Here is a 21,624-nt window from a genome sequence, read left to right as displayed (position 1 = left end):
AACAAACAATCAAGCTGCCGCCGGCGCCGCAGCAACGGCCGCGGACTCCATCTCACCGTCCTTCGCCGTCAGCGTCTTCTTCAGTGCATTGAGCGCGGAAGAAAAATGCCCGCGCCGCCATACCAGCAGCGTTTCGATCGGCTCGATCTCCGGCAGCGCGTGAACCGCGATATTGCTCGAATCGGCCAGCAGGTCCAGCACCGACCGCGGCGCGACCGCCACGCCCGCACCGGCCGCCACGCACGCAACGATCGCGTGATAGGAGCCCAGCTCCAGCACGCGCGCCGGCCGCACGCCGTGCTCCAGATACCATTTCTCGATGTAGGCCCGGTAAGCGCAGCCATGTTCGAACGCGACCAGCGTCGACAGCGCGATATCCCGTACCTCCCGAATCTGCCGATGCTCGCGCGGCGTCAGCATCACCAGTTCTTCGGTGAACACCGGCACCGTCTCGAACAATTCGCCGAGCGCGGCCGGGTCTAGCGGCTCCGCGACCAGGGCCGCGTCCACTTCGAACTCACGCACGCGTTCGATCAGCTTGCCGGTCGTGCCGGTTTCGAGTTCCAGCGCGACGTCGGGCCATTGCGTGTGATAGCGCGCGAGCAAGCCGGGCAGGCGCGTGGCCGCGACACTTTCCATCGTGCCCAAACGCAGACGCCCGCTCGGACGATCCTCCCGCACCGCGTGACGTGCCTCGTCGGCGAGAGCAAGCAGGCGCTCCGCGTAGGGCAGCAACGTCTCGCCGGCCGGTGTCAGCACGAGGCGGCGGCCGTCGCGGATGAACAGGTCGGTGCCCAGTTGCTCTTCCAGCTGTTTGATGCGCGTGGTGACGTTCGATTGCACACGATTGAGCTTGGCAGCGGCGCGCGTCACGCCGTTTTCTCGCACGACAGCCCGAAAGATAGTCAAAGCGGCCAGATCCATGATCTCTCCTGGCGATGGGTGATATCGTAATTATTCATTTTTAATGATTGAAAGGTCAAGCTAATATGCATTGAACCCAACCCGAAACGGTGACCGCGAACCGGTTGTCGTCTGCCGCCATGCCCACGAACCAGCTCGCCTCCGACATTTCCCGCGACGCGCCCAGCCGGGCCGCCGAAAACCATGCCGCCCGCCGTGCGGCGCTTGCCTGCATGGTGACGCTAGCTGTCGCGCTCGGCATTGGGCGATTCGCCTTCACCCCGTTGTTGCCGCTGATGCTCCACGGCAGCGCGTACGGCCAGCCGCAAATCGACATCCAGCATGGCGGCTGGCTGGCGTCGTTCAACTATGCAGGTTATTTCGTGGGCGCAGTGGCGTGCGCCGCGCTGCGGCGGGTCGACGCGGCCCACATGGTGCGGGCGGGGCTCGTGCTGACGGTGCTGTTGACACTGGCGATGGGCGTCACGAGTCACTTCTGGGTGTGGGCGGTGGTGCGCTTCATTGCCGGCGCGGTGAGTGCGTGGACCTTCGTTTTCGCTTCGCAATGGGGACTGCGGCGACTCCACGAACTCGGCGCGCATGGCTGGGGCGGGGTGATTTACACGGGGCCGGGCGTGGGAATCGCCGGAACGGGATTGCTGGTCAGCGCTGCGGGCGGGTTTGGACCTACGGTGGGGTGGATCGGGTTCGGATTGATTGCGGCGGTTTTGTCGGTAGTGGTGTGGTCGGTATTTGGTCGCGCGTCGGATCGTGGGGCGGCGCAGGCGAGTCTGCGCCACGGTGCGGCGGCGGCGGACGCTGTGGTGGAACGTACAGTAACGGAGCGCGGAGTAACCGGGCGTGCAGCGAGTGACCATGTGGCAAGCCAGGACGCTGTGACCCCGCAGGGCGGAACCCAACACGCAGCAACCCAACACGCAGCAACCCAACACGCAGCAACCCAACCCCTCACCACCCGCGTCCCACATCGCACGGACGCTTTTTGGCTTGTCCTCCTCTACGGGGTGCCCGGCTTCGGCTACATCATCACGGCGACGTTCCTTCCGGTGATTGCGCGCCACGCGTTGCCGGGCTCATCCTGGCCCGACCTGTTCTGGCCGATGTTCGGTTTGGCTCTGATCGTCGGTGCCTTGCTGGCGGCACGCTTGCCGCTGCATTGGGATAACCGCACGTTGCTTGCGGGCTGCTACGTGCTGCAGGCGGCCGGTATCGCGCTCGGTATCGTGTGGCCGACCGCCGGTGGTTTCTCGCTCGGCAGCATCCTGATCGGCCTGCCGTTCACCGCGATCACGCTGTTCGCGATGCGCGAAGCACGGCACTTGCGCGGCGACCATGCCGCGGGTTTGATGGGGTTTGCGACCGCCGCTTATGGCATCGGCCAGATCGTCGGCCCGTTGGTGGCCGCGCCGATCGCCGAACACACCGGCTCGTTTTCATTGGCCTTGTGGTTGGCCACGGGCGTCCTGTTGCTCGGCGCAATCGGCCTGCTCGCGGTGGCGCACTGGCCGCACGGCCGCAGTCGCATGCCCGATTGCGGATGCTCCTGATGGCGTGACCGGTCGGCTCAAAAAACACAGTGCGAGTCTCCACGTCCGACCGGCGGAGAACAAAGAGCCGGCCCCCCACACCCACCCAAAGCGATAAAAAAAACTCGCCCCCCCGCCTCGCCTCGCAACGACCCTCCCGCCAACTCGCTTCCTCCCGAAGACCAAATCCCCACAGCGCACTAGAATGACCGCTTCGCCGTCATCTCATCGCGCCTGTCGCCGGGCACGCCGTCCGCCATGCAACACTTCGCGTTCGACAATTGTCAGAAACCGGGCGGCCAACCGACATTCGAAAATGGGCTTCATTTCCGCGCCCCGGCGCGGCCTGCCCGAAGCACGTAGAACATAAACCGCTATAAAACAAACGAGACGTCCCTCACGCCATGACCGATTACCGATTTTGTCCACGCTGCGCCACCCCGTTGACCGAGCGCGCCGACCCTGAGCACGAAGGCGGGCGGATCCGCCAGACCTGTCCCGATGTGGAGTGCGGCTACGTCCATTGGAACAACCCGCTGCCGGTGGTGGCGGCGATCGTCGAGTACGAAGGCAAGATTCTGCTGGCGCGCAACGCCGCGTGGCCGGAGGGCATGTTCGCGCTGATTACCGGCTTCCTCGAAAACGGCGAGACGCCGGAAGAGGGGATTGCCCGTGAAGTGCTCGAAGAAACCTCGCTGCACGCGGAGACGGTCGAACTGATCGGCGTGTATGAATTCATCCGCAAGAACGAGTTGATCATTGCGTATCACGTGAAGGCCTACGGGACCGTTGCGCTGTCGCCGGAATTGCTCGAATACCGGCTGGTGGAACCCGCAAAATTGCGACCGTGGCGCGCGGGCACCGGTCAGGCGCTCGGCGAGTGGATGCGTCGGCGCGGCCTGCCGTTCGAGTTCGTCGAGAAGCCGGGGCAGTAAGCCACGACAGCAGGAAGCCGAGGCGAGCTTCGGCTACCCTGTGCGACGAAATCATTCAGGGCGCGCTGGTCGATCACCGCCACCGCGCAAACCCAAGCGAACCCAAGCGAATTCACGTGAATCCGCGCGAATCCACGCAAAGCGACTGTCGACGCACCCAGGACACCGCCCACCACCCCATGCCACGATGAACAAACCTGCCCACGCCGCGCGCAGCGCCTACCCGCATTTCCTGCCGATCGCCACACGCTGGATGGACAACGACGTCTACGGTCACGTGAACAACGTCGTCTATTACAGCTACTTCGACACCGTGGTGAACGAGTATCTGATCCGCGCGGGCGTGCTGGATTTCGAGCACGGCGAGACGATCGGCCTCGTGGTCGAAACGCAATGCAACTACTTCGCGCCGCTGGTGTTTCCCGAGCGGATCGACGCGGGCTTGCGGGTGGTACGGCTCGGCACGTCGAGCGTGCGTTACGAAGTCGGGCTTTTCAAGGAGGGCGACGCCGAGCCCGCCGCGCAAGGCCACTTCGTGCATGTCTATGTGGATCGCGTCACGCGCCGTCCGGTGACGCTGCCGGCTGGATTGCGCGCGGCGCTCGAACCGTTGAGCGTCGCGGCGCAGGCGGATTAGGCGCGTGCAATCGCTCGTCATCAATCTGCTCAACGGCGTCAGTTACGGCTTGCTGCTCTTCATGCTGTCGGCCGGTTTGACGCTGATTTTCAGCATGCTCGGCGTGCTGAATTTCGCGCACGCGAGCTTTTACATGCTCGGCGCTTATGTCGGCTTCTCGGTGGCGGCGCACGCCGGGTTCTGGAGCGCGCTGGTCATCGCGCCACTCGTCGTCGGTCTGATCGGCGCGGCGCTGGAGCGCTGGCTGTTGCGCCACGTGCGCGGCCATGGCCATCTCGCGGAGTTGCTGTTGACCTTTGGCGCGGCGTATCTGCTCGGCGAACTGGTCAAGCTCGGCTGGGGCTTGAGCCCGCTTTCGGCGACGCTGCCGGCGGCGCTCGACGGTCCGCTGTTCACCGTCTATGGCGCCGCGTTCGCGCGGTATCGGGCGTTCATGATGGGGGTGTCGCTGGCCATGCTTGCCGTGCTTTACGCGGTGTTGCGCGTGTCGAAGGCGGGGCTGATCGTGCGCGCCGCGCTCACGCATGCGAGCGCCGTCGAAGCGCTCGGTCACAACGTGCCACGCGTATTTACCGGCGTGTTCGCGGCCGGCACGGCGCTCGCCGCGCTGGCCGGCGTGATCGGCGCGCCGCTGCTGGTGATCGAACCGTCGATGGCGGAATCGCTCGGCTCGATCGTGTTCGTGGTGGTCGTGATCGGCGGCTTGGGTTCGTTGAGCGGAGCGCTGGCGGCGTCGTTGCTGGTGGGTTGTGTGCAGACCTTTGCCGTGGCCAGCGACGTGTCGTTGGGCGACGCGCTGGCGGTGGTGGGTGGGTCCCTGCCGCCGCGGTGGGAAGCGCTGACGCTCGCGCAACTCGCGCCGCTGATCCCGTATCTGCTGCTGGTCGCGATGCTGGCGCTGCGTCCGCGCGGGCTGTCTGGACGGCGTGACGAGCATGCGTGAAATGCGTCGATCGGCGCCATGGCTGGCGCTCGTTTTCCTGCTGGCCGTCCCGCCATTCGTCTGGCCGCAAAGCTGGCTGCTTGCCTACCTCGCGCAGACCGCGACAATGATCGTGTTCGCGCTCTCCTACAACTTGCTGCTCGGCGCAACGGGATTGCTGTCGTTCGGTCACGCCGCGTATTCCGGCCTCGGCGCGTTGATCGCCGCGCAACTGTTCAATGCGATGGGCGTGCCGCTCGTGCTGCTGCCGTTGGTCGGCGGCATCGGCGGCGCGCTGTGCGGGGCGCTGTTCGGTCTCGTGTCGACGCGGCGCGCGGGCACCGCCTTCGCGATGATCACGCTCGGCCTCGGCGAACTCGTGGCGGCCGCCGCGTGGACGCTGCCCGACTGGTTCGGCGGCGAAGCGGGCGTGTCGATCGACCGTGCGAGCGGGCCGTTGCTGGGAAACTGGAGCTTCGGTCCGGCACGCGAGGCGTACGCGCTGATCGCCGTCTGGTGTTGTCTGGCTTGCGCGGCGATGTTTGCGCTGTCGCGTACGCCGTTCATGCGGCTCGCCAATGCCGTGCGCGATAACCCCGCGCGCGCGGCGGCGATCGGTTGTTATCCGCGCCGCGTCCGTTACGGCGTGGTGGTGCTGGCCGCGTTTTTCGCGGGCATCGCGGGGACGCTGAGCCTGATCAACGTCGAACTGGTATCCACGGAAAGCGTCGGCATGCTGCGCTCGGGCGCGGTGCTGATCGCCACGGTGATCGGCGGGACAGCAACGTTTTTCGGACCGGTCGCGGGCGCGGTCGTGCTGACGTTTTTCAGCGTTGCGGTGGCGAGCGTCACGCGGGCGTGGCTGTTTTATCTGGGGCTGTTCTTTGTCGTGATCGTGGTGGTCTCGCCGGATGGTCTGGCGGGTTTCGCCCAGCGGCTCACGACGCGAATCGCGACGCACGGCTGGCGTGCGTGTCGCGCGGCTTACGCGTGGGGCACGGTTGCCGTGCTGCTGTGGACGGCGGCAATCGTGCTCGCGGTGCAATGGGCCTATGCCGTGCAATTCGGTGCGGACGACGGGGCGGTGTTGAAGGTCGCGGGTTTGTCGTTGGATCTGGCTTCGGCGCCATTAAGGCTTGGCGTCGTGCTGTTTTTGTTGGCCGTGCCGGGGGCAATCGCGGCGCGTTACGCGATCCGCGCGCAGGCACGTCTCGCGATGCCCGCGGGCGAGACGCCGCTCGTGGGAGAGGCGCGATGATCCCCGCTCTCGCACTCTACGGCGTGACCAAGCGCTTCGGCGCCACGCCAATTCTGCACGGCGTCGACCTTGCGATTCAGCCCGGCGAACGCCACGCGCTGATCGGTCCGAACGGCGCGGGCAAGTCGACGCTTTTCAATCTGATCGCCGGCGGTGCGCGGCCCAACGCGGGGCGCATCGATCTGTTCGGCGCGGAGATCACGCGGCTCGCGCCCGCCGCGATCGCACGCCGGGGTCTCGCGCGGAGTTTCCAGACCACCAGCGTGTTCGCGCGGTTGAGCGTGTTCGACAACCTGCGCTGCGCGGCGCAACTCGCCGAGCGCGACCGCACGCTTTGGTGGCAGCGGCTGACCGGCTCGCGCACCGTCGACGCCCGCGCCGAACAGGTCCTCGACGCCGTCGGTCTGAGCGCTCATCGGCATGTGCAGGCAGGAACGCTTAGCTATGCGGGACAACGCGCGCTCGACCTCGGCATTGCACTCGCGGGCGGCGCGCATACCTTGCTGCTCGACGAGCCGACCGCCGGCATGAACCACGCGGAAGCCGCCCGCGCCATCGAGCTGATTCGCGAAACCACTGCCGGACGCACGCTGCTGATGGTCGAGCACGACATGGACGCGGTGTTCGCTATCGCGGATCGTATTTCGGTGCTGGTGCAAGGGCGTGTTATCGCGAGCGGCACGCCGGCGGCGATTCGCGCGGACGCGGCGGTGCGTGCCGCTTATCTGGGCAACGGTGTGGCCGCCGGCGGCGTGAATGGCAACGGCAACGGCACAGCCTTCACCCAAGGCCCTCGCGCATGACCGCCTTGCTCGACATCCGCGGACTCAACGCGTGGTACGGCGCCAGCCAGGCGCTGCACGGCGTCACGCTACGCATCGAGGCGGGCGAAGCGCTCGCGCTGGTCGGCCGCAACGGCTCCGGCCGCTCGACGCTCGCCCGCGCGCTGATGGGCCTCGTGCGCAGCGAGGGCGCAGCAAGTTTCGCGGGCCGCTCGCTCGGCGGCTTGCGCACCTTCGAGATCGCGCGTCTGGGACTCGGTTACGTGCCGGAACATCGCGACGTCTTTCCCACGCTGAGCGTCCACGAGAATCTGCAGCTGGGCGTGGCGCCGCGCACCCGCCAGCGCCCGCCGCGCTTCACGTTCGATGACGCCTACGAACTCTTCCCCGTGCTGCGCGAGCGCCAGCGCACGCGTGCCGGCGCGCTGTCGGGCGGCGAGCAGCAGATGCTGACGCTCGCCCGCGCGCTGCTCGGCGATCCCGATCTGCTGCTGATCGACGAACCCGGCGAGGGACTCGCGGGCCTCGTCATGGACCAGGTGGCCACGTGTCTGCGCAGATTGCGCGAACGCGGCGTGGCCATGTTGCTGATCGAACAGCGGCTCGTGATCGCGCGCGATATCGCCAGCCGCGTTGCCGTCATGGGGCATGGCGAGATCGTGTTCGAGGCATCGCTGGCGTCGTTTCTGACGCGCGCCGATGTCATGCAGGAATGGCTCGGCGTGGGTTGAGCGGGCGGCGTCGATCCTTATCCTGTTCGCGGCACTTTGCCCTGACCCGCCGCGCGGCTTTTCACGTGATCGATGAACGCGCGCAGCTTCGGCGTGATCTGACGACGGTTCGGATAGTAGAGAAACACGCCCGGAATCACTGGCGCGAATGGCTCCAGCACGTGCATCAGTTGTCCGGCTCGCAACCGTTCGGCGGCCATCGGTTCAGGCAACTGGGAAAGCCCCATGCCTTCGATCGCGCCGCCCAGCATGGTCGGAAAGTCATTGGCGATCAGCGGGCCGGATACGGCGATCTCGATGGTCTGGCCGTTGTCGTTGAAGGACCAGAGCGCGAGCGCGCCGTTCGATCGCCGCCACCGCAAGCAGGCGTGCTGGCGTAGATCGTTGGTGTGTTGTGGCGGGCTGTGTACGGCGAAGTAGTTGGGGCTGCCGACCACGATGAGACGAAGCGGCGGCGTCAACGGCACGGCGACCATGTCGGCGTCGAGGTACTGTCCCATGCGGATGCCGGCGTCGAATCCTTCCGCTGCGAGATCGATCAGTTCCTTGCTGGCGGCGATCTCCACTTCGACCTCGGGATACGCCTCGCAGAAAGATGCGATCAGCGGTTCGAGCAGAATGGGCAGCACCGCGCGCGGTACGGAAAGCCGCAACAGGCCAGTGGGCCGCTGGCCGAATCCGCGCGCTGCCTCGCTCGCGGCGACAAGCTCCTCGAAAGCGGGCCTGGCGTGCGCCAGAAACCGCTCGCCGGCTTCGGTCAGGCCGACGCTGCGCGTGGTGCGGATGAAAAGCGCCGCGCCGATGCGCGCTTCGAGAACGCGTACCGTCTGACTCACGGCCGACGGCGTCACCCCGAGTTCCGCGGCAGCCCGGCGGAAGCTGCGATGCTGGGCGACGCTCAGGAACACCTCCACGCCATCGAGCGCGCCTTGTCTGACTGTGAAGTTCTGCTTCATAGCCCGTCAACATTGTGGTGAATAGTCGGTCGAGAGAGGCCATGGTACACCTACGTTTGCGGATGAGAGCTCGTGCCGGCCGCTCTCTTTCGTGTCCTTCAGCGCGCCGGATAACACCTGACAGGAGGCTTCATGCCGCCGGAACTTCTCTTCCCGTTGCATCTCGCTCTGGGCTACGTCGCGTGGCTGCTTTGCTTTCGTGTGTATGTCTGGCCGCGGCTTAAAACGATGGATGCTTTCGATGCGCAACGCGCCATTGCTGCGTTCCATAGTTTTCGGTTTTTCGGGCTGGCGTTCATTCTGCCGGGCGTGGTCGGCCCTCATCTGCCCGCGAGTTTTGCTGTGTCTGCCGCGTATGGTGACTTCGCAACGGGCGTGCTGGCGATGTTTGCGTTATTGACGGCACGCAGAGCTGCGCTGTTCTCGTTGTTCGTCGTGGCGTTTAATGTTGTCGGTGTGACGGATCTGGTCCTCGACTATTACCGTGCGATTCAGGCGGGGCTTCCGGCGCTCGCGGGCGAGTTGGGCGCAATGTACGCGATTCCGATTCTTTATGTGCCGCTGCTGATGATTACGCATGTCGCCGCGTGTTACCTGCTATTGCGCTCGCAGCCGAAGGTGGTGCGGAGTTTTTGAGCCTGGCTTGGGGCACCGCTGAAGAGCGTGAGGTCATGTCTTCGCCGCAACCTGACTATGCCTGCACCGTGCGTCGTTCATACCCGGATTGCCACGGGTGGCCACGCGTGCTTGCGTGTGGCAACATCGCGGGGATTTCAAAAAAAGGTCAGGTCTTACGAGGGCCGCCACACTCAGGAGCGTTCATGTTCGACCACGTTAAATTCGGCGTCAGCGACTATGCCGCGAGCAAAGCATTCTTCGTCGCGGCTCTCGAACCGATCGGCGTAGCTGTCGTCTCGGAGGGGGCGCCCACCTACGGTGTCGAACTGAGTCCGCCGGGCAAGGCATCGTTGTGCCTGTTCCAGACCGAAGAGAAGCCGGCGCATCTTCACCTGGCGTTCACGGCCGACAATCGTCAGCAGGTCGACGCTTTCTATCGCGCGGCGCTGGAAGCGGGCGGCAAGGATAACGGTGCGCCGGGTCTGCGTCCGCGCTACCACGCGAACTACTATGCGGCTTTTGTCATTGGTCCGGACGGGCATAACATCGAAGTGGTTTGCCATCAGGCCGAGGTCGAGGCCGAGGGCTGAGGCTTTTTGTCGAGCCGAGTGGGGCGGTTCTCGCTATGCCGCATGCTCGAGCAAATGCGCGACAAAGCGGGTGAGCTTCGGCAGTGGTCGGCGATCGTGTCTATACACGATATGAATGGTATGTGGCTTGGGCAAGTAGGCTTGCAATACCTGCTCCAATGTCCCGCTTGCCAGATCGCTGGCCACGAGGACTTCCGGCTGCAGCAACAATCCGGCACCTGCCAGGGCGGCCATGCGCAGCCCGTTTCCATCATTGCATGTGAATGCCGGCTCTGCCGGAAAGGGCGGTGCGTCCTCACCGCCGAGCTTCCAGCCGTTACGGCTATTCCAGACCGAGTGAGCGAGGCAGTGATGCGCGCTCAAATCCTGCGGCGTTTCTGGCCGCCCGTATTGCGCGAGATAGCCCGGCGACGCGCAAATCACCATGCGATACAGCGTCAACGGTTTTGCAATCAGGTCGGCGTCGCCTAATTCGCCAATACGGATCGCCAGATCGAAACCTTCGTCGATGAGGTCGACGTTGCGATTGCTCAATTCCAGTTCGACCCGCACACGCGGATGCATTCGCTGGAAAGTCGCCGCTAACGGAGCGACGATACACGCACCGAAGGTAGTCGGGGCGCTTACGCGTAACGTGCCGGATGGTGACGCGCGTAACCGTTCGATCGACGTCTCGGCCATCCGCACCTGTTCAAGCGCACGCTTGGCGTCTTCGTAAAAAACGCGACCAGCGTCGGTCAGGCTCTGACGGCGTGTGGTGCGCTGTAGCAAGCGGGCACCGAGATGCTCTTCGAGCTGGCGCACATATTTGCCAATCATGACCGCCGATACTTCGAGGCGCTGCGCCGCCTCGGTGAAGCTCCCTCCCTCCACGACGGCAACGAAGGCTTCCATACCACGCAGCTTGTCCATATTGCTAACTCGTAGTTAGTAGTATCGGAAATTAGAGCATATTTATTACGTGTTTGGTTTGATGAAGAATGGGGGCGTTCTAAATCTGATTTCGAAAAAGGACCGCTTTTATGAAGATCGTCGTGATCGGTGCCAGTGGGGACGTGGGTCGTTCCGTGGCCGATGAACTTTCGCGTGGTGGCAACCACGAAATCATTCGCGTCGGCCGTACCCGAGGCGATCGGCAGGTCGACATCACCAGCGATGAAAGCGTCGCTACCCTGTTCGAGCAGATCGGACAGACCGACGCCATCATCGTGGCGGCAGGCAATGTGATTCTGGCGCCCATCGACAAGATGACAGCATCCGCCTTCGACAAAGGCTTGCAGGACAAACTGCTAGGTCAGGTGCGCGTCGCGCTGGTCGGGCAGCACTACCTGAACGACGGCGGCTCGATCACGCTGACCTCCGGCATTGCAGTCGATGATCCGATTGCGCAAGGTGCCCATGCCGCGGCATCGAATGCTGGGATAGAGGGATTCGTGCGTGCCGCCGCGTGCGATCTTCCAAGGGGTATCCGGATCAATGCCGTGAGTCCGACGGTACTGACCGAATCCATGGACCGGTTTGGTCCGTTCTTCCCCGGCTACGAGAGTGTGTCGGCGGCGCGTGTGGCAATGGCCTATCGACGCAGTGTGGAGGGCGTGCATAGCGGCCGCGTTTATCGGGTCGGTCATTGACGTGTAGGACTCGCGGCAGGTTGTGGTTGGACACGACGTGCCGCTGCAACAAAAAATAAATCTGGCCATCCCACAAGGTCGCGTGATGGCGACCAGCGGTCTGTTGCTGGCGCGTGCATTCGGCTGGCTCTGGATGGACCTGCTTGCGGGTGTAATCGGTGCCGTTGTGATTGCAAACCGGTCGTGGGGCCTGATGCGAGACACGGGCGGCATTCTGCTCGACATGAATCCCGACAGACGCATGGCCGATAACGTCCGCCATGTCACCGAAGACAACTGAATCCGCTGGCCGCCATCGTTTGAACGATAGTGGTCCGAGCGCTTTGCGTCGATTTCTGCCAAACGCATTTGTCACGAGCCGGCCAGAACTGGTTAGCCGTAGAATCGTCGGAACTGGCGACAATCCTTGCGTGGCGTTTCCTGATGAACCGCCGCTACGCCACGGACTAATCGGAAACCAACCAATGCCTTTTGAATCGAATCGTATACTTTTCGAGGTAGGTCGTTACTGCGCAATCGAACTTGTTTACGATGACCTCCCGGTCATTCAGAAATTCCTGGAGGACAACCCCGCGTACTTCTTGTCGGCAGAAGGTTGTCTTCCAACAAAGACGCAAGCCGAAGAGGAGTTTGAAAGTGAACTGCCTGAAGAGTGGGCGTTCACTAGCAAGCGCGCAATCGCGTTTGTCGATGGCAACAAAGAGTTGACCGCCTTTGCTACAACTGTGTCAGACCTCTTCGTCGACGGTGTCTGGCATATTGGACTGTTCATCCTGTCGACCGACAAACACGGCCAAGGTGTAGCGCGTCACCTGTATGACGGCCTTGAAAATTGGCTTAAGGGATCCGGAGCAAAGTGGTTGCGTCTGGGTGTGATTGTCGGCAACGCGCGCGCGGAACGTTTTTGGGAACGGAATGGCTACCTTGAGGCGCGCCGTCGGCATGGGGTCGCGATGAAAAATGCCACCCATACCTTGCGTGTCATGATCAAGCCGATTGGCGAAGCCGGATTGAGCGAATATCTGAGTCTGGTCAGTCGTGATCGCCCCGGCAGCGCGTAACGGCTGATCGATCCCGACCCGGCGCTTGCCATCAGACGCCGGCTATCATGGTCGCCGGCCGGTACGGTCCGTTGCTTCGATCCATAGAGATCGACTTCTGGTTTGGTCCAATGTCCGCTCATAAAAAAAGTAAAGGGATGAGCCGAACTGGGCAGACTGCAGCATGCAGAGGCCATGACCGGTCATTCGACAACGGCGTTCGGATCGTCGACGCTCGAACACCTAACCAATAGAATCTTCTGGTACTCGGGTCACCGCGTGAAAACTCGCCCCCACTATTTAAGGCCCCTCTCCTGAAACACTACACGATGAGAAAACATATTGCGGCACTTGCCGTCCTGGTGTTGATGAGTGGCTGCAATTCCTATCGTCCCGTATCGACCAATCATTCTTCCGGTTGCGGAACTGGTCTCGGAACACCGGCATGCGCGACGGGTTCGATGGTAACGAGCAATGGACTCAGCAATCCCTCGCGGGATCAGTTCGCTCCTGCGACCACGCTCCAGAACGCAGCAAATTCCGATGGATACAAGGCGATTAACGCTCGGATCGATGTATGGCGCAAAGAGTGTGCAGCCGCCATGTCCACACCCGATTTGAATCCAATTCGCAACAAGATTGAGATATTTCACGATCCGTTGTCGCCCGCGCCATACACGTATGCGTCCCTTGATGCTTTTCCCACGGATGCCGACGTACCGTTGATCATGAAATGGGAAGAACTCCGCGATGCGTGCATAGAGCAGGAGCATGAGATCAGTCCGGCGTCGCCGGATCTAACACCAATGGCGCAATCGATTTTCCTGCAAAGAGCAGCGTTCGCAAGCGTAGCCGAAGCAAAGTTGCGCCAACTTACCGTCGCTCTCTCGCAGCAGAAACTAACGTACGGTGAGTTTGCTCAGCGTCGGTACCAGATCAATGCCGCGGCGGACAACGCTGCCTCGCAGGTCTCCGCTACGCTAAATATCCGGGATCAAGGCAGTCAGATCCTTGCGCAGGACCGTATCAAGAAAGAATTCTCAATTGAGAGCGATGCGTTGGACGGCTACCTGCACGCCCTCGCGGCGCGTCCGCCTCGAATGGTGCGTCTTGCGGCAACAGCTGAAATCGGATCTCGCGCATCGGAGCGAACGTGCGCAGGAAATTGCTCGTCGGCTCCTATGCCGGAAGGGTATCCATTCAAACAGTTGCGCCATGGCTTCACCGTCTCGGTCGGTGGACTTGGTGGAACGACGACAAGACTCGTTGATTTCGACACTGGAACTTTCTCCGTTATCAATTTCGAGTTGAAATTGATCAATGGAAAGGTGCAGTCCGCGATCACTCATCGTTCGAACATCACACTTGCAATGGATGATCTGGCGCAACTGCGCGCCATTGCAAACATGATCTGGATATCCGTCGGCCCCGTTCCGACGGCACAGGCCGGTTTGGACGGCTTTTGGGAGATCCGCCTGGTCAATGGCAAGGTCGCTAGATCTGAGGGTGGGTTGGGCAACGTGGGTGGAGCTGGCCGAGACCTCAATGCGTTGTTGTACGGCATTCAGGAAAGGCAACTCGCGCATTTCATGCTTCAGAACAGACGCATGTACCAGCTATGGTCGTGCTACCCGTATCCGCTGGGCGGTCACGCGGGCACTCCCACTTCGTATATTCGAACATCGGGATATTCCTCGTCGGACTCAGACGACATGCCTCCCGTTTTTCCAATTCCGTCTGACCCGTTGCCGTTTCGTTTTGAAATTTCGAGGACTGGATTGACGTGCGCCGATTGACCCCGGTTCGTTCGAAACAAACTCAAACTCAACCCGTCGATCGGCACAGAACAAATCCGTCTGGCCGTACCGTCACGACGCCGTCGTCGGATAGATCTGTCAACGTGCGCCAGTCGTCTTCGGAATCGACGAACTCAAAATCCTTGCCGGCGACATAAACCGCGGGCGTAGCGGGGTTAAGACTTGCACGGCTCGACGGCTGCACCGAAGCGTTCGGGCCGGCCAGCAGTACATAACTGTCGCCGAAGAGATCCAGCGTCGACATCCGTTGGTTGTCGCGCCGAATCCAGGCGTGAGGAAAGCGCGTCCCGGTCTGTGCCTGCAGATGCGCTACCCACTCCGGCGACTCTTCTGCAGACGCGCCGTCCGCGACCCGATAGCGATGCCGCAACAACAACGCACCCGCATCGAGCAGCGCAGGGAACACCTCGCGGTTGGTCTGCGTTTCGATACCGAAGCGCGCATCGAAGTCCGTGCGCAACAGGGCCTGGCTGCCGTTACGCACGGCGACTGGCCGCCGCTCGGTTTCATAGCTGTCTAGCAGCGCCGTTGTCGCCTCGCCGCGCAATGCCGCGGCGAGTTTCCATGCGAGATTGTGCGCGTCGGCAATGCCGGTGGTCGCGTTGAAACCACCCCACGGCGGCATCAGGTGCGCCGCGTCGCCGCACAGAAAAGCGCGGCCCACCCGATAACGCTCTGCAATCGACACGCCCGTACTCCACGCGCCTCGACTGGGAATGTCGATGTCGACATCGTCCAGACCAATCGCGGCGCGCACCAGGTCGGGCAGTTCGCTGTCGGCTGGCAGCCCTTGCGATGGCTCGTACTCCAGGTGGAACGACCATTTGTCCGTGTTGTTCATTGCCAGAAACAGGCCGCGCACGCGCTCGTTCGCGATCTCGCACTGGCTGAACGTGCGGCCTGCCACGGCCTCGGCCAGATCGGCATGGAAGAAGATGTTGAGCAGGTGCTGCGGGGCGGGCGTCTCGACCCTGCCGACGCCCAGTTGCCTGCGCACGAAGCTACGTCCTCCGTCGGCGCCGATCAGCCAGGTGGCTTCAATGATCGTTTCCCGCCCATCCGGGCCGCGTACGGCCGCGACCACCGCGTCGCCCGACTCGACGAACGACACGAGTTCATGGCCGAAGCGCACGTCCCCACCTCGCGCCTCAAGCTGCTGCCGCAGCACCGGCTCGATCAGCGTCTGCGGGCAGGCGCCGAAACTCGACGGCGACGCGCCGGCCGCCGCCATTTTCACGCGCATGGTGGAGACGTCGACGATCGGCTCCGCATCCACCAGCGTGCGCCCGCGCCGAGCGCCGCCGAAGCTGCCCTGTTGCCAGGCTGCGGCCGCCGCCGCCTCGACCGCCTCCTCGACACCAATCTGGCGAAACAGCTCCATGGTTCTCAGATGAATGCCGCGCGCGCGCGGCAGCAGCGAAACGTTCCGGTTTTTCTCGACGAGGATGAAGGGAACGCCCAGGCGTTGCAGGAACAGGCCAGCCGACAGGCCAACCAGTCCGCCGCCGACGATCAGCACCGATGTGCGGGTAGGGCGAACGGTCATGCGCGACTCCTCGATGTTAAAATCTATCATCGATAAGTATATCTATCGCTGATAGAGAATCAAGCATGGCAAAAATTCGACGTGACGAAGTGGCCGGCGCAGCGCTTGAATTGCTCGATGTAGTCGGGCTGGATGGGTTGTCGACGAGACGTCTGGCCGAGAAACTCGGCGTGGAGTCGGCCACGCTTTACTGGCACTTCCGTGACAAGTCGGCGCTACTCGGCGAGATGGCTTCCTTGGTGCTGGCGCGGCATCACACGATCGGCGTGCCCGCTGACATCGCCGATTGGCCGGTCTGGTTTGCCGACAACGCCCGCAGCTTTCGCCGTGCGCTCCTCGCCCACCGCGACGGCGCACTGCTGCACGCCGGCACGACGCCGAACCAGGCCGAACTTGAGCGGATCCTGCCGAAAGTGGCGTATCTCGTGCGCGCGGGCTTCAGCGAACCGGATGCGCAGATGGCGTTGCTGGCCGCGGGTCAGTTCACGGTGGGCTGCGTGCTGGAGGAGCAGGCGCATGACGTCAGGACTGCGTCACCCGAACCTCAACGCAAAGCGGCCGCCAAAGGCGAGACCGCACAGGCGGCAGACGCCGGCCCGGCGATCGATCCCATCGATCCGGAGGTGGCCTTTGAGTTTGGCCTGGGTCTGCTGGTTAGCGGTCTTTGCAGCCGATAGCGGCCACCCGCCACGGCACCATGAGGCGAGAGGCCGCGCTTACCGACGGTGCTGCTTCAAGAGATAACTTTCCGCCTCAACCGGGCAGCGCACTACCGTGAATCGGCGCTTCGAGAAGACAGCCAAACTCGCGGGCAAAGTCGACAGACACGCGCGCGTGAACGGCGCCCTGCCTGTCGAAGAAGCGCTGGGTGCCCTCGAGGGTGAACACCCCTTCATGCCAGATGTTCGGATGGATGTAGAGACCCTGGGTTCCATCGAAACGAAAGCACACGAAGTTTTCCGGCGCAATGTCGTCACCTGGCAAGGCAAGCGGCACATAAAACGGACGCTGGTCCAGCGGAAAGAAGAGCTGTCCGCCGTCCGGGTGATAGTTCGCGTGCCAGAGCAGCATGCGTTCAGGCGCAGCGGTGGATTCTTCGCGCGCGGTGTCGGGCTCGGTTGCATACGCGAGGACGTAGTGACCGCCCACGGCCTCGTTTCGGCCGTAGAGAATGTCCCCGTGCCATTCGCTGATGAATGTGCCCGTGGTGGTGCCGGCTTCGTCGCCGGTGCCGGGATCGATCGGCCTCGATCCCACGGCGGGCCACTGTACGATTTCGACAGGACACTCGTTCGGGTCTGCAACGAGCCTGCCGAATCCGTGGAGTGTTTGCGGGGTCGCGTCGACCACGGGCATGGTCACGCGGCGCAGGGCGGCCGGCAGCGCGGGGTTGAGGTAGTCGATTTGCTGGGTCATCGAAATAGTCTACACGTCGCGCATAGGTTCTTCGTGAACGCCGGGCCACCTGCCATGCCCTCGCCGTATCTTTCCTGGTTAAGTTGTGGGATCTTTGGGCTCTTCCAAACAGCCATCCAGGAACATTCAATGCGCATCAGAACCATTTATTTCAAGGTAATGGACATGGAGCGGTCGATCACGTTCTGGGAAAAGCTTTTGGAACTCGCACCGAATCGCAAGTCGGAGAAATGGGCCGAGTTTTCGATCGGCGGCATTCGGCTCGGCTTATTGCTGAACGATTTTGGCGATGAACTGGTCGGTAGCGCATCCGTGCCCGTGTTCGAATTCGAATCATCGTCTCTGCCGGGTTTTCTGGAACGCGCGAAGTCTCTCGGCGCAACCGTCGTCATGCAGTTAAACGACGCCATGACCAGCGTCGTTCTGGCGAGCCCCGACGGCCACGAATTCGAAATCTGCACGTGCCACGATTAGGCCTCGCCGGCATCAATTCGTGACGCAGCGAGCGCGCCTAGAATTCGCGCGCCATCGCGCCGGTGCCGCGCAGCGTGATCGGTGACGAACTTCGCGAACTCGGCGTGAGCGAAGGCTTACCGGCACTGCCGGATATTGAATTCGTCATGATGTACGACGCGGAGAAACCGCCCGTGGTCGAATTCGCCGAGGCGATTTTCGCGGAGGTCGAGGTTCGCATGGGAGCGGGCAAACTTAATCTGGCCGCTCAAAAGAATGCTTTGGCTTAACGCGGTTTCCTTTCTCGATGGTGATCAAAACCTGCCCGGCTCAATTCCAGAAATAGCAATTCATCCTTGCAAATATAGTGCTTAATTATCCGTGACCGTTTTCCTAGACTAGCTGTGCGGCGATCTTTGCTTTGCTTCGAGTATACGAATGCGCGGGCATACAGGCACAGGTTCGATCGCCACGAATCAGGCAGACAACGACCGCCGTGCAAAAGGGTGAATGGGTCGTTGAGCCGCAATTCGAGTCCAAATCAAAAAAGGAGCGGGACATGATCAAGGCAACTAGCATATTCATCGCGGCCGTCGCCGCCATCACGCTGTCGGCCGGCGCCTATGCACAGAGCAACAATACGCTCGCGACGCCAAGCGTCACGTCGCCGGCTGCCGCTACGAGCGGCTACGGCACGCCCGGTGCAGGCAACTCGGAAAGCGGCACGAACGCCGGCTCGCCAAACTCGGGTATGCCTAATAACTCGAGCAATAGTGCCACGTCGCTGACCAACCTTCCCGGCAGTCACAATACGCTGGCCACCCCGAGTACCGTATCGCCGGCCGCGCAATAACCGGCGATAACACGCAATAACAGCGATCGGGAATGACGACGATGTGTTGGCCTGGCCTACCTCGTCCGGCACGACGTCGTTATCACGGACGCTAACGGAATAGCGCTTATCGCCCAATCCGGATTACACTGCGCGGACCTTAACTCTTTCTGAAAAAAAGGAGGTAAATATGGTTCTGCTCGTGTACCCAATGATGTTGGTACATTGGTCCAGCACATTTGCCTGCTCTCACCTGCGTTCTATCGCGCTGCGATAACCTGGTCAGAGCAAAGCCTACTCATCTAATCGAGTTCTTTCTCGATTCCATTGTTGTCGCCAGCGCTCCTGTTGACAGGGACAAACACGTCCCGCAGAAACGAGAGCAAAAGCATGACAACCCTGATTTCCGCACTTTCCCTGCAATTGGAAAGCGGCCATGGCCCGCTATTCCACGATCTTTCCTTTACCGTAAAACTCGGCGACCGCATTGGTCTATTGGGCCATAACGGCTGCGGCAAAAGCAGCCTGCTGGGTCTATTGGCGGGCAGCCGCGAGCCGGGTGCCGGCAGCGTGCAATATGCTGGACAGTGCCGCCTTCAGCATGTCGAGCAACATCTGCCGCCACGGCTTGCGGACCTGACGGCGCGCGAGGCGCTTCTGGAGGCGATCGACAAACAGCCGGAACACCATTGGCGAGTCGACAGTCTGCTGAGCGAACTGGCCTTGCCTGACGCCGCCGATACGCCGGTGGCCAGCCTGAGCGGCGGACAGCACACCCGCCTGCTGCTGGGGCGCGCCGTATTGCAGGAGCCCAACCTGTTGTTACTGGACGAACCCAGCAACCATCTGGACCTGCCGTCACTGCTGTGGCTGGAGGATTTCCTGCGCCGTTGGCAAGGCGGTTTCATTCTGGTGTCGCATGATCCACGGCTGCTGGATACGCTCAGCGACAAGAGCTGGATTCTGCGCGATCAGCAGTTGTACAGTTTCGATTTGCCGTGCAGTCAGGCATTAGTCGCGCTGGCCGAAGCCGACGTCGCGGCGCAGTCGCGCCATGCCGGCGAGCAAAAGGAAATCGACCGCTTGACGGCCAGTAGCAGGCGCGTCGCGACCTGGGGGCGCGAGCATGACAATGAAAAACTGTTGCGCCAGGCGAGGAACATACAGCGGCGCGCCGATAAGCTGAAAGACGAGCAGACCTTCGTCAGTCGCGGCAGTCCGTGGTGCCTGAAGCTGCAAGGGAAGTCATTGGCCGCCGACAGTCTGTTGGCATTCGAAGGCTTGCAGGTACGCGCGCAGTCCGATCAGCCGGTGTTGTTCGAGCTCGACGCCCTGTGGTTGCGGCTGGGTGACAAGATTGCGCTGCTGGGCAGCAACGGCGCGGGCAAGTCTTCGCTGTTGCGTCAGTGCTGGAGCGACGTGCAGGCAGGCGAAGCACGCGCAGGCTGGCGCTATCATCCGGCGGCGCGCATCGCCTACTACGATCAGTCGCTGCGTCAACTGGCCGACGAAGCGACGCTGGCCGACGCCCTCTACAAGTTCGCGCCGGTCGGCGACAGGGAGCGACGGCAAGCCTTGATATCGGCAGGGTTCGCCTATTCGCGTCACGGCCAGAAGGTGGCCACGCTCAGCGGCGGTGAGCGCGCGCGGTTGCTGTTTCTGGCGCTGTCCATGGCCAGCTATCACATGCTATGGCTCGATGAGCCGACCAATCACCTGGACCTGGACGGCAAGCGTGAACTCGCGGCCGCACTCGCTGCTTTCGCCGGTGGTTTTCTGCTGGTTTCGCACGATCGGGAATTGATCGAAACCAGTTGCAACCGGTTCTGGGTCATCGGCAATGGCCAGGTTCAGGAATGGCCAGATGCCGCCGGCGCCTATCAGCGGCTGTTCGCCACCAATGACAAGGTGCGATCCGAAGCTGCTCCGGCTGCGCTGCCCGGTCCGGTTGCGCAGTCCACTTTCGCTAGTGAAGAGGCCGAAGTGCAGTGGCAGCGCTGGTGCCAATTGGAGGCGTGGCTAGAGACGGATCGGGCGCGCAAGCCGAAACATCAGAAGGCTCATTTGCAGCAGGAATGGCAGCAGGAGATGCGACGATTGGAGGAATCGTTGGGTCTGTAAAGCCTGAGTAAAAAATCCTTTGGAACCCGGCTGGTAAACGGCGCAATTGCTGCCGTTACCAGTCGGCATCATTCGGCCGCGATCCATTTGCTACACTGAATCAGCCAATCCACCTGCTGTTTTGGGCTCGATTCGACCCTGACGGTGGCTATCTGATGACGACTCCACATCGCCCTTTTTGACGGCTTCAACGCGTGAGTCCTTCATCGCGGGACATGTAATCGTGCGGAGGTGTTGCCATGCAGGAAGCGCAATTGCGTGAAGCCTTGAATGCACACTGGCGCGCCTCGGCGGCCGGCGATCTGGACGCGGAGCACGCCATTTATGCTGACGACGCCATCTGTGACTATCCCCAATCGGGCGAGCGGATTCTCGGTCGAGCCAACTTGCAGGCACTGCGCGGTCATCACCCTGACAGGCCATCGGGATTCGACGTCATGCGAATTCAGGGCGAAGGAACTCTGTGGGTCACGGAATACGAGATCACCTATAACGGCCGGGCGTTCTTGACGGTGAGCATCATGGAGTTTCGCGACGGCAAGGTCGTCCACGAGACGCAGTATTTTTCGGATCCTTTCGAAGCGCCGGGCTGGCGTAAGCAATGGGTTCAGCAGACTAAGTGATACCCGAGGGCGGCCGATGTGCCGCTTTCTTATTGCAGCGCCGCAAATCGCGTTGCGCGGTGGGTTGCGTCGCGATCGAGTGTATCTAGAGCCTCTGCCTGTCCGCTAACGTCGCACGCTGCGTAGCTTGCACCCGGCAATGCCGTTTGAATGCTGCTTCACGGCGCGCCGCTTAAGCCCGACGCACGCGGCTTCCCACTGACTCACCGAGGCGATTCAAACGCTTGATCGTTTGGTGAGCACCCTCCAGAAATCTTGTCGGCAGC

The 21,624-nt window shown here is 62.3% G+C and carries 23 protein-coding genes and 1 pseudogene; 19 read left to right on the top strand and 5 right to left on the bottom strand.

Annotated elements, in window-relative coordinates; translation table 11 throughout:
• Positions 1 to 9 precede the first annotated feature (9 nt).
• Entirely contained in the window at positions 10 to 924 is a 915-nt protein-coding gene (locus BX591_RS29625) for a LysR family transcriptional regulator (RefSeq protein ID WP_111934871.1), read from the bottom strand.
• A gap of 119 nt (positions 925 to 1,043) precedes the next feature.
• Here BX591_RS29625 and BX591_RS29620 point away from each other — a divergent pair, with 119 nt between their 5' ends.
• The 7 genes from BX591_RS29620 (at position 1,044) to BX591_RS29590 (ending at position 7,715) form a co-directional block, all read left to right on the top strand.
• A complete protein-coding gene (locus BX591_RS29620; RefSeq protein WP_244146827.1) occupies positions 1,044 to 2,471 on the top strand; it encodes a YbfB/YjiJ family MFS transporter in 1,428 nt (475 codons plus the stop codon).
• 383 nt (positions 2,472 to 2,854) lie between these two features.
• Complete coding sequence (locus BX591_RS29615) at positions 2,855 to 3,385, top strand: NUDIX domain-containing protein (protein WP_105506639.1); 531 nt, start codon at positions 2,855 to 2,857, stop codon at positions 3,383 to 3,385.
• A gap of 187 nt (positions 3,386 to 3,572) precedes the next feature.
• On the top strand, positions 3,573 to 4,022 hold the full coding sequence (locus BX591_RS29610; RefSeq protein ID WP_111934870.1) for an acyl-CoA thioesterase: 450 nt from the start codon (positions 3,573 to 3,575) through the stop codon (positions 4,020 to 4,022).
• Positions 4,023 to 4,026: 4 nt separating this feature from the next.
• On the top strand, positions 4,027 to 4,965 hold the full coding sequence (locus BX591_RS29605) for a branched-chain amino acid ABC transporter permease (protein WP_111934869.1): 939 nt from the start codon (positions 4,027 to 4,029) through the stop codon (positions 4,963 to 4,965).
• Positions 4,958 to 6,202 carry a branched-chain amino acid ABC transporter permease gene (locus BX591_RS29600; protein WP_111934868.1) on the top strand — a complete coding sequence of 415 codons (1,245 nt, stop codon included), beginning with the start codon at positions 4,958 to 4,960 and terminating at the stop codon, positions 6,200 to 6,202. The genes BX591_RS29605 and BX591_RS29600 overlap by 8 nt, the downstream gene beginning before the upstream one ends.
• Positions 6,199 to 7,005 (top strand): ABC transporter ATP-binding protein, encoded by an 807-nt coding sequence (locus BX591_RS29595; RefSeq protein WP_111934867.1) that lies wholly within the window; start codon positions 6,199 to 6,201, stop codon positions 7,003 to 7,005. The genes BX591_RS29600 and BX591_RS29595 overlap by 4 nt, the downstream gene beginning before the upstream one ends.
• Positions 7,002 to 7,715, top strand: a complete 714-nt coding sequence (locus BX591_RS29590; RefSeq protein WP_111934866.1) for an ABC transporter ATP-binding protein — start codon at positions 7,002 to 7,004, stop codon at positions 7,713 to 7,715. The genes BX591_RS29595 and BX591_RS29590 overlap by 4 nt, the downstream gene beginning before the upstream one ends.
• Before the next feature lie 17 nt (positions 7,716 to 7,732).
• Here BX591_RS29590 and BX591_RS29585 read toward each other — a convergent pair whose 3' ends face one another.
• A complete protein-coding gene (locus BX591_RS29585) occupies positions 7,733 to 8,671 on the bottom strand; it encodes a LysR family transcriptional regulator (protein ID WP_111934865.1) in 939 nt (312 codons plus the stop codon).
• A gap of 132 nt (positions 8,672 to 8,803) precedes the next feature.
• On the opposite strand from BX591_RS29585, the gene BX591_RS29580 reads away from it, so the two are divergent.
• A complete protein-coding gene (locus tag BX591_RS29580; protein WP_111934864.1) occupies positions 8,804 to 9,307 on the top strand; it encodes a hypothetical protein in 504 nt (167 codons plus the stop codon).
• 185 nt (positions 9,308 to 9,492) lie between these two features.
• Positions 9,493 to 9,879: a VOC family protein gene (locus BX591_RS29575; protein ID WP_111934863.1), complete on the top strand. Its 387-nt coding sequence runs from the start codon at positions 9,493 to 9,495 to the stop codon at positions 9,877 to 9,879.
• 33 nt (positions 9,880 to 9,912) lie between these two features.
• On the opposite strand, the gene BX591_RS29570 is transcribed toward BX591_RS29575, so the two are convergent.
• Entirely contained in the window at positions 9,913 to 10,791 is an 879-nt protein-coding gene (locus BX591_RS29570; RefSeq protein WP_111934862.1) for a LysR family transcriptional regulator, read from the bottom strand.
• Positions 10,792 to 10,901: 110 nt separating this feature from the next.
• On the opposite strand from BX591_RS29570, the gene BX591_RS29565 reads away from it, so the two are divergent.
• The 4 genes and pseudogenes from BX591_RS29565 to BX591_RS29550 all read left to right on the top strand — a co-directional run bounded on the left by BX591_RS29565 (position 10,902) and on the right by BX591_RS29550 (position 14,346).
• On the top strand, positions 10,902 to 11,510 hold the full coding sequence (locus BX591_RS29565) for a short chain dehydrogenase (RefSeq protein WP_111934861.1): 609 nt from the start codon (positions 10,902 to 10,904) through the stop codon (positions 11,508 to 11,510).
• Positions 11,511 to 11,592: 82 nt separating this feature from the next.
• Positions 11,593 to 11,784: pseudogene (locus BX591_RS29560) on the top strand (CDF family Co(II)/Ni(II) efflux transporter DmeF); the annotation flags it as partial.
• A gap of 190 nt (positions 11,785 to 11,974) precedes the next feature.
• Positions 11,975 to 12,571 (top strand): GNAT family N-acetyltransferase, encoded by a 597-nt coding sequence (locus tag BX591_RS29555; RefSeq protein WP_167444639.1) that lies wholly within the window; start codon positions 11,975 to 11,977, stop codon positions 12,569 to 12,571.
• Between the two features lie 308 nt (positions 12,572 to 12,879).
• Positions 12,880 to 14,346, top strand: coding sequence for a hypothetical protein (locus BX591_RS29550; protein ID WP_146749827.1), 1,467 nt, complete (start codon positions 12,880 to 12,882; stop codon positions 14,344 to 14,346).
• A gap of 28 nt (positions 14,347 to 14,374) precedes the next feature.
• On the opposite strand, the gene BX591_RS29545 is transcribed toward BX591_RS29550, so the two are convergent.
• Positions 14,375 to 15,886, bottom strand: coding sequence for an FAD-dependent monooxygenase (locus tag BX591_RS29545; RefSeq protein ID WP_244146826.1), 1,512 nt, complete (start codon positions 15,884 to 15,886; stop codon positions 14,375 to 14,377).
• A gap of 92 nt (positions 15,887 to 15,978) precedes the next feature.
• Here BX591_RS29545 and BX591_RS29540 point away from each other — a divergent pair, with 92 nt between their 5' ends.
• Positions 15,979 to 16,590 carry a TetR/AcrR family transcriptional regulator C-terminal domain-containing protein gene (locus BX591_RS29540; RefSeq protein WP_111934857.1) on the top strand — a complete coding sequence of 204 codons (612 nt, stop codon included), beginning with the start codon at positions 15,979 to 15,981 and terminating at the stop codon, positions 16,588 to 16,590.
• Between the two features lie 76 nt (positions 16,591 to 16,666).
• Here BX591_RS29540 and BX591_RS29535 read toward each other — a convergent pair whose 3' ends face one another.
• Positions 16,667 to 17,329, bottom strand: a complete 663-nt coding sequence (locus BX591_RS29535; protein ID WP_111934856.1) for an ureidoglycolate lyase — start codon at positions 17,327 to 17,329, stop codon at positions 16,667 to 16,669.
• A 54-nt stretch (positions 17,330 to 17,383) separates the two neighbouring features.
• On the opposite strand from BX591_RS29535, the gene BX591_RS29530 reads away from it, so the two are divergent.
• From BX591_RS29530 to BX591_RS29510, 5 genes are all read left to right on the top strand, one after another.
• Positions 17,384 to 17,803, top strand: a complete 420-nt coding sequence (locus tag BX591_RS29530) for a VOC family protein (RefSeq protein ID WP_244146825.1) — start codon at positions 17,384 to 17,386, stop codon at positions 17,801 to 17,803.
• Between the two features lie 74 nt (positions 17,804 to 17,877).
• Complete coding sequence (locus BX591_RS37040; protein ID WP_420849436.1) at positions 17,878 to 18,072, top strand: hypothetical protein; 195 nt, start codon at positions 17,878 to 17,880, stop codon at positions 18,070 to 18,072.
• A 269-nt stretch (positions 18,073 to 18,341) separates the two neighbouring features.
• Positions 18,342 to 18,635 (top strand): hypothetical protein, encoded by a 294-nt coding sequence (locus tag BX591_RS29520; RefSeq protein ID WP_111934854.1) that lies wholly within the window; start codon positions 18,342 to 18,344, stop codon positions 18,633 to 18,635.
• A 309-nt stretch (positions 18,636 to 18,944) separates the two neighbouring features.
• Entirely contained in the window at positions 18,945 to 20,735 is a 1,791-nt protein-coding gene (locus BX591_RS29515; protein WP_244146824.1) for an ABC-F family ATP-binding cassette domain-containing protein, read from the top strand.
• A 239-nt stretch (positions 20,736 to 20,974) separates the two neighbouring features.
• On the top strand, positions 20,975 to 21,358 hold the full coding sequence (locus BX591_RS29510; protein WP_111934852.1) for a nuclear transport factor 2 family protein: 384 nt from the start codon (positions 20,975 to 20,977) through the stop codon (positions 21,356 to 21,358).
• Positions 21,359 to 21,624 lie beyond the last annotated feature (266 nt).

The sequence above is a fragment of the Paraburkholderia bryophila genome (assembly GCF_003269035.1).
GTDB lineage: Bacteria > Pseudomonadota > Gammaproteobacteria > Burkholderiales > Burkholderiaceae > Paraburkholderia > Paraburkholderia bryophila.
Note: the sequence above shows the minus strand (reverse complement) of the source record. Positions and strands in the feature narration are given on the sequence as shown.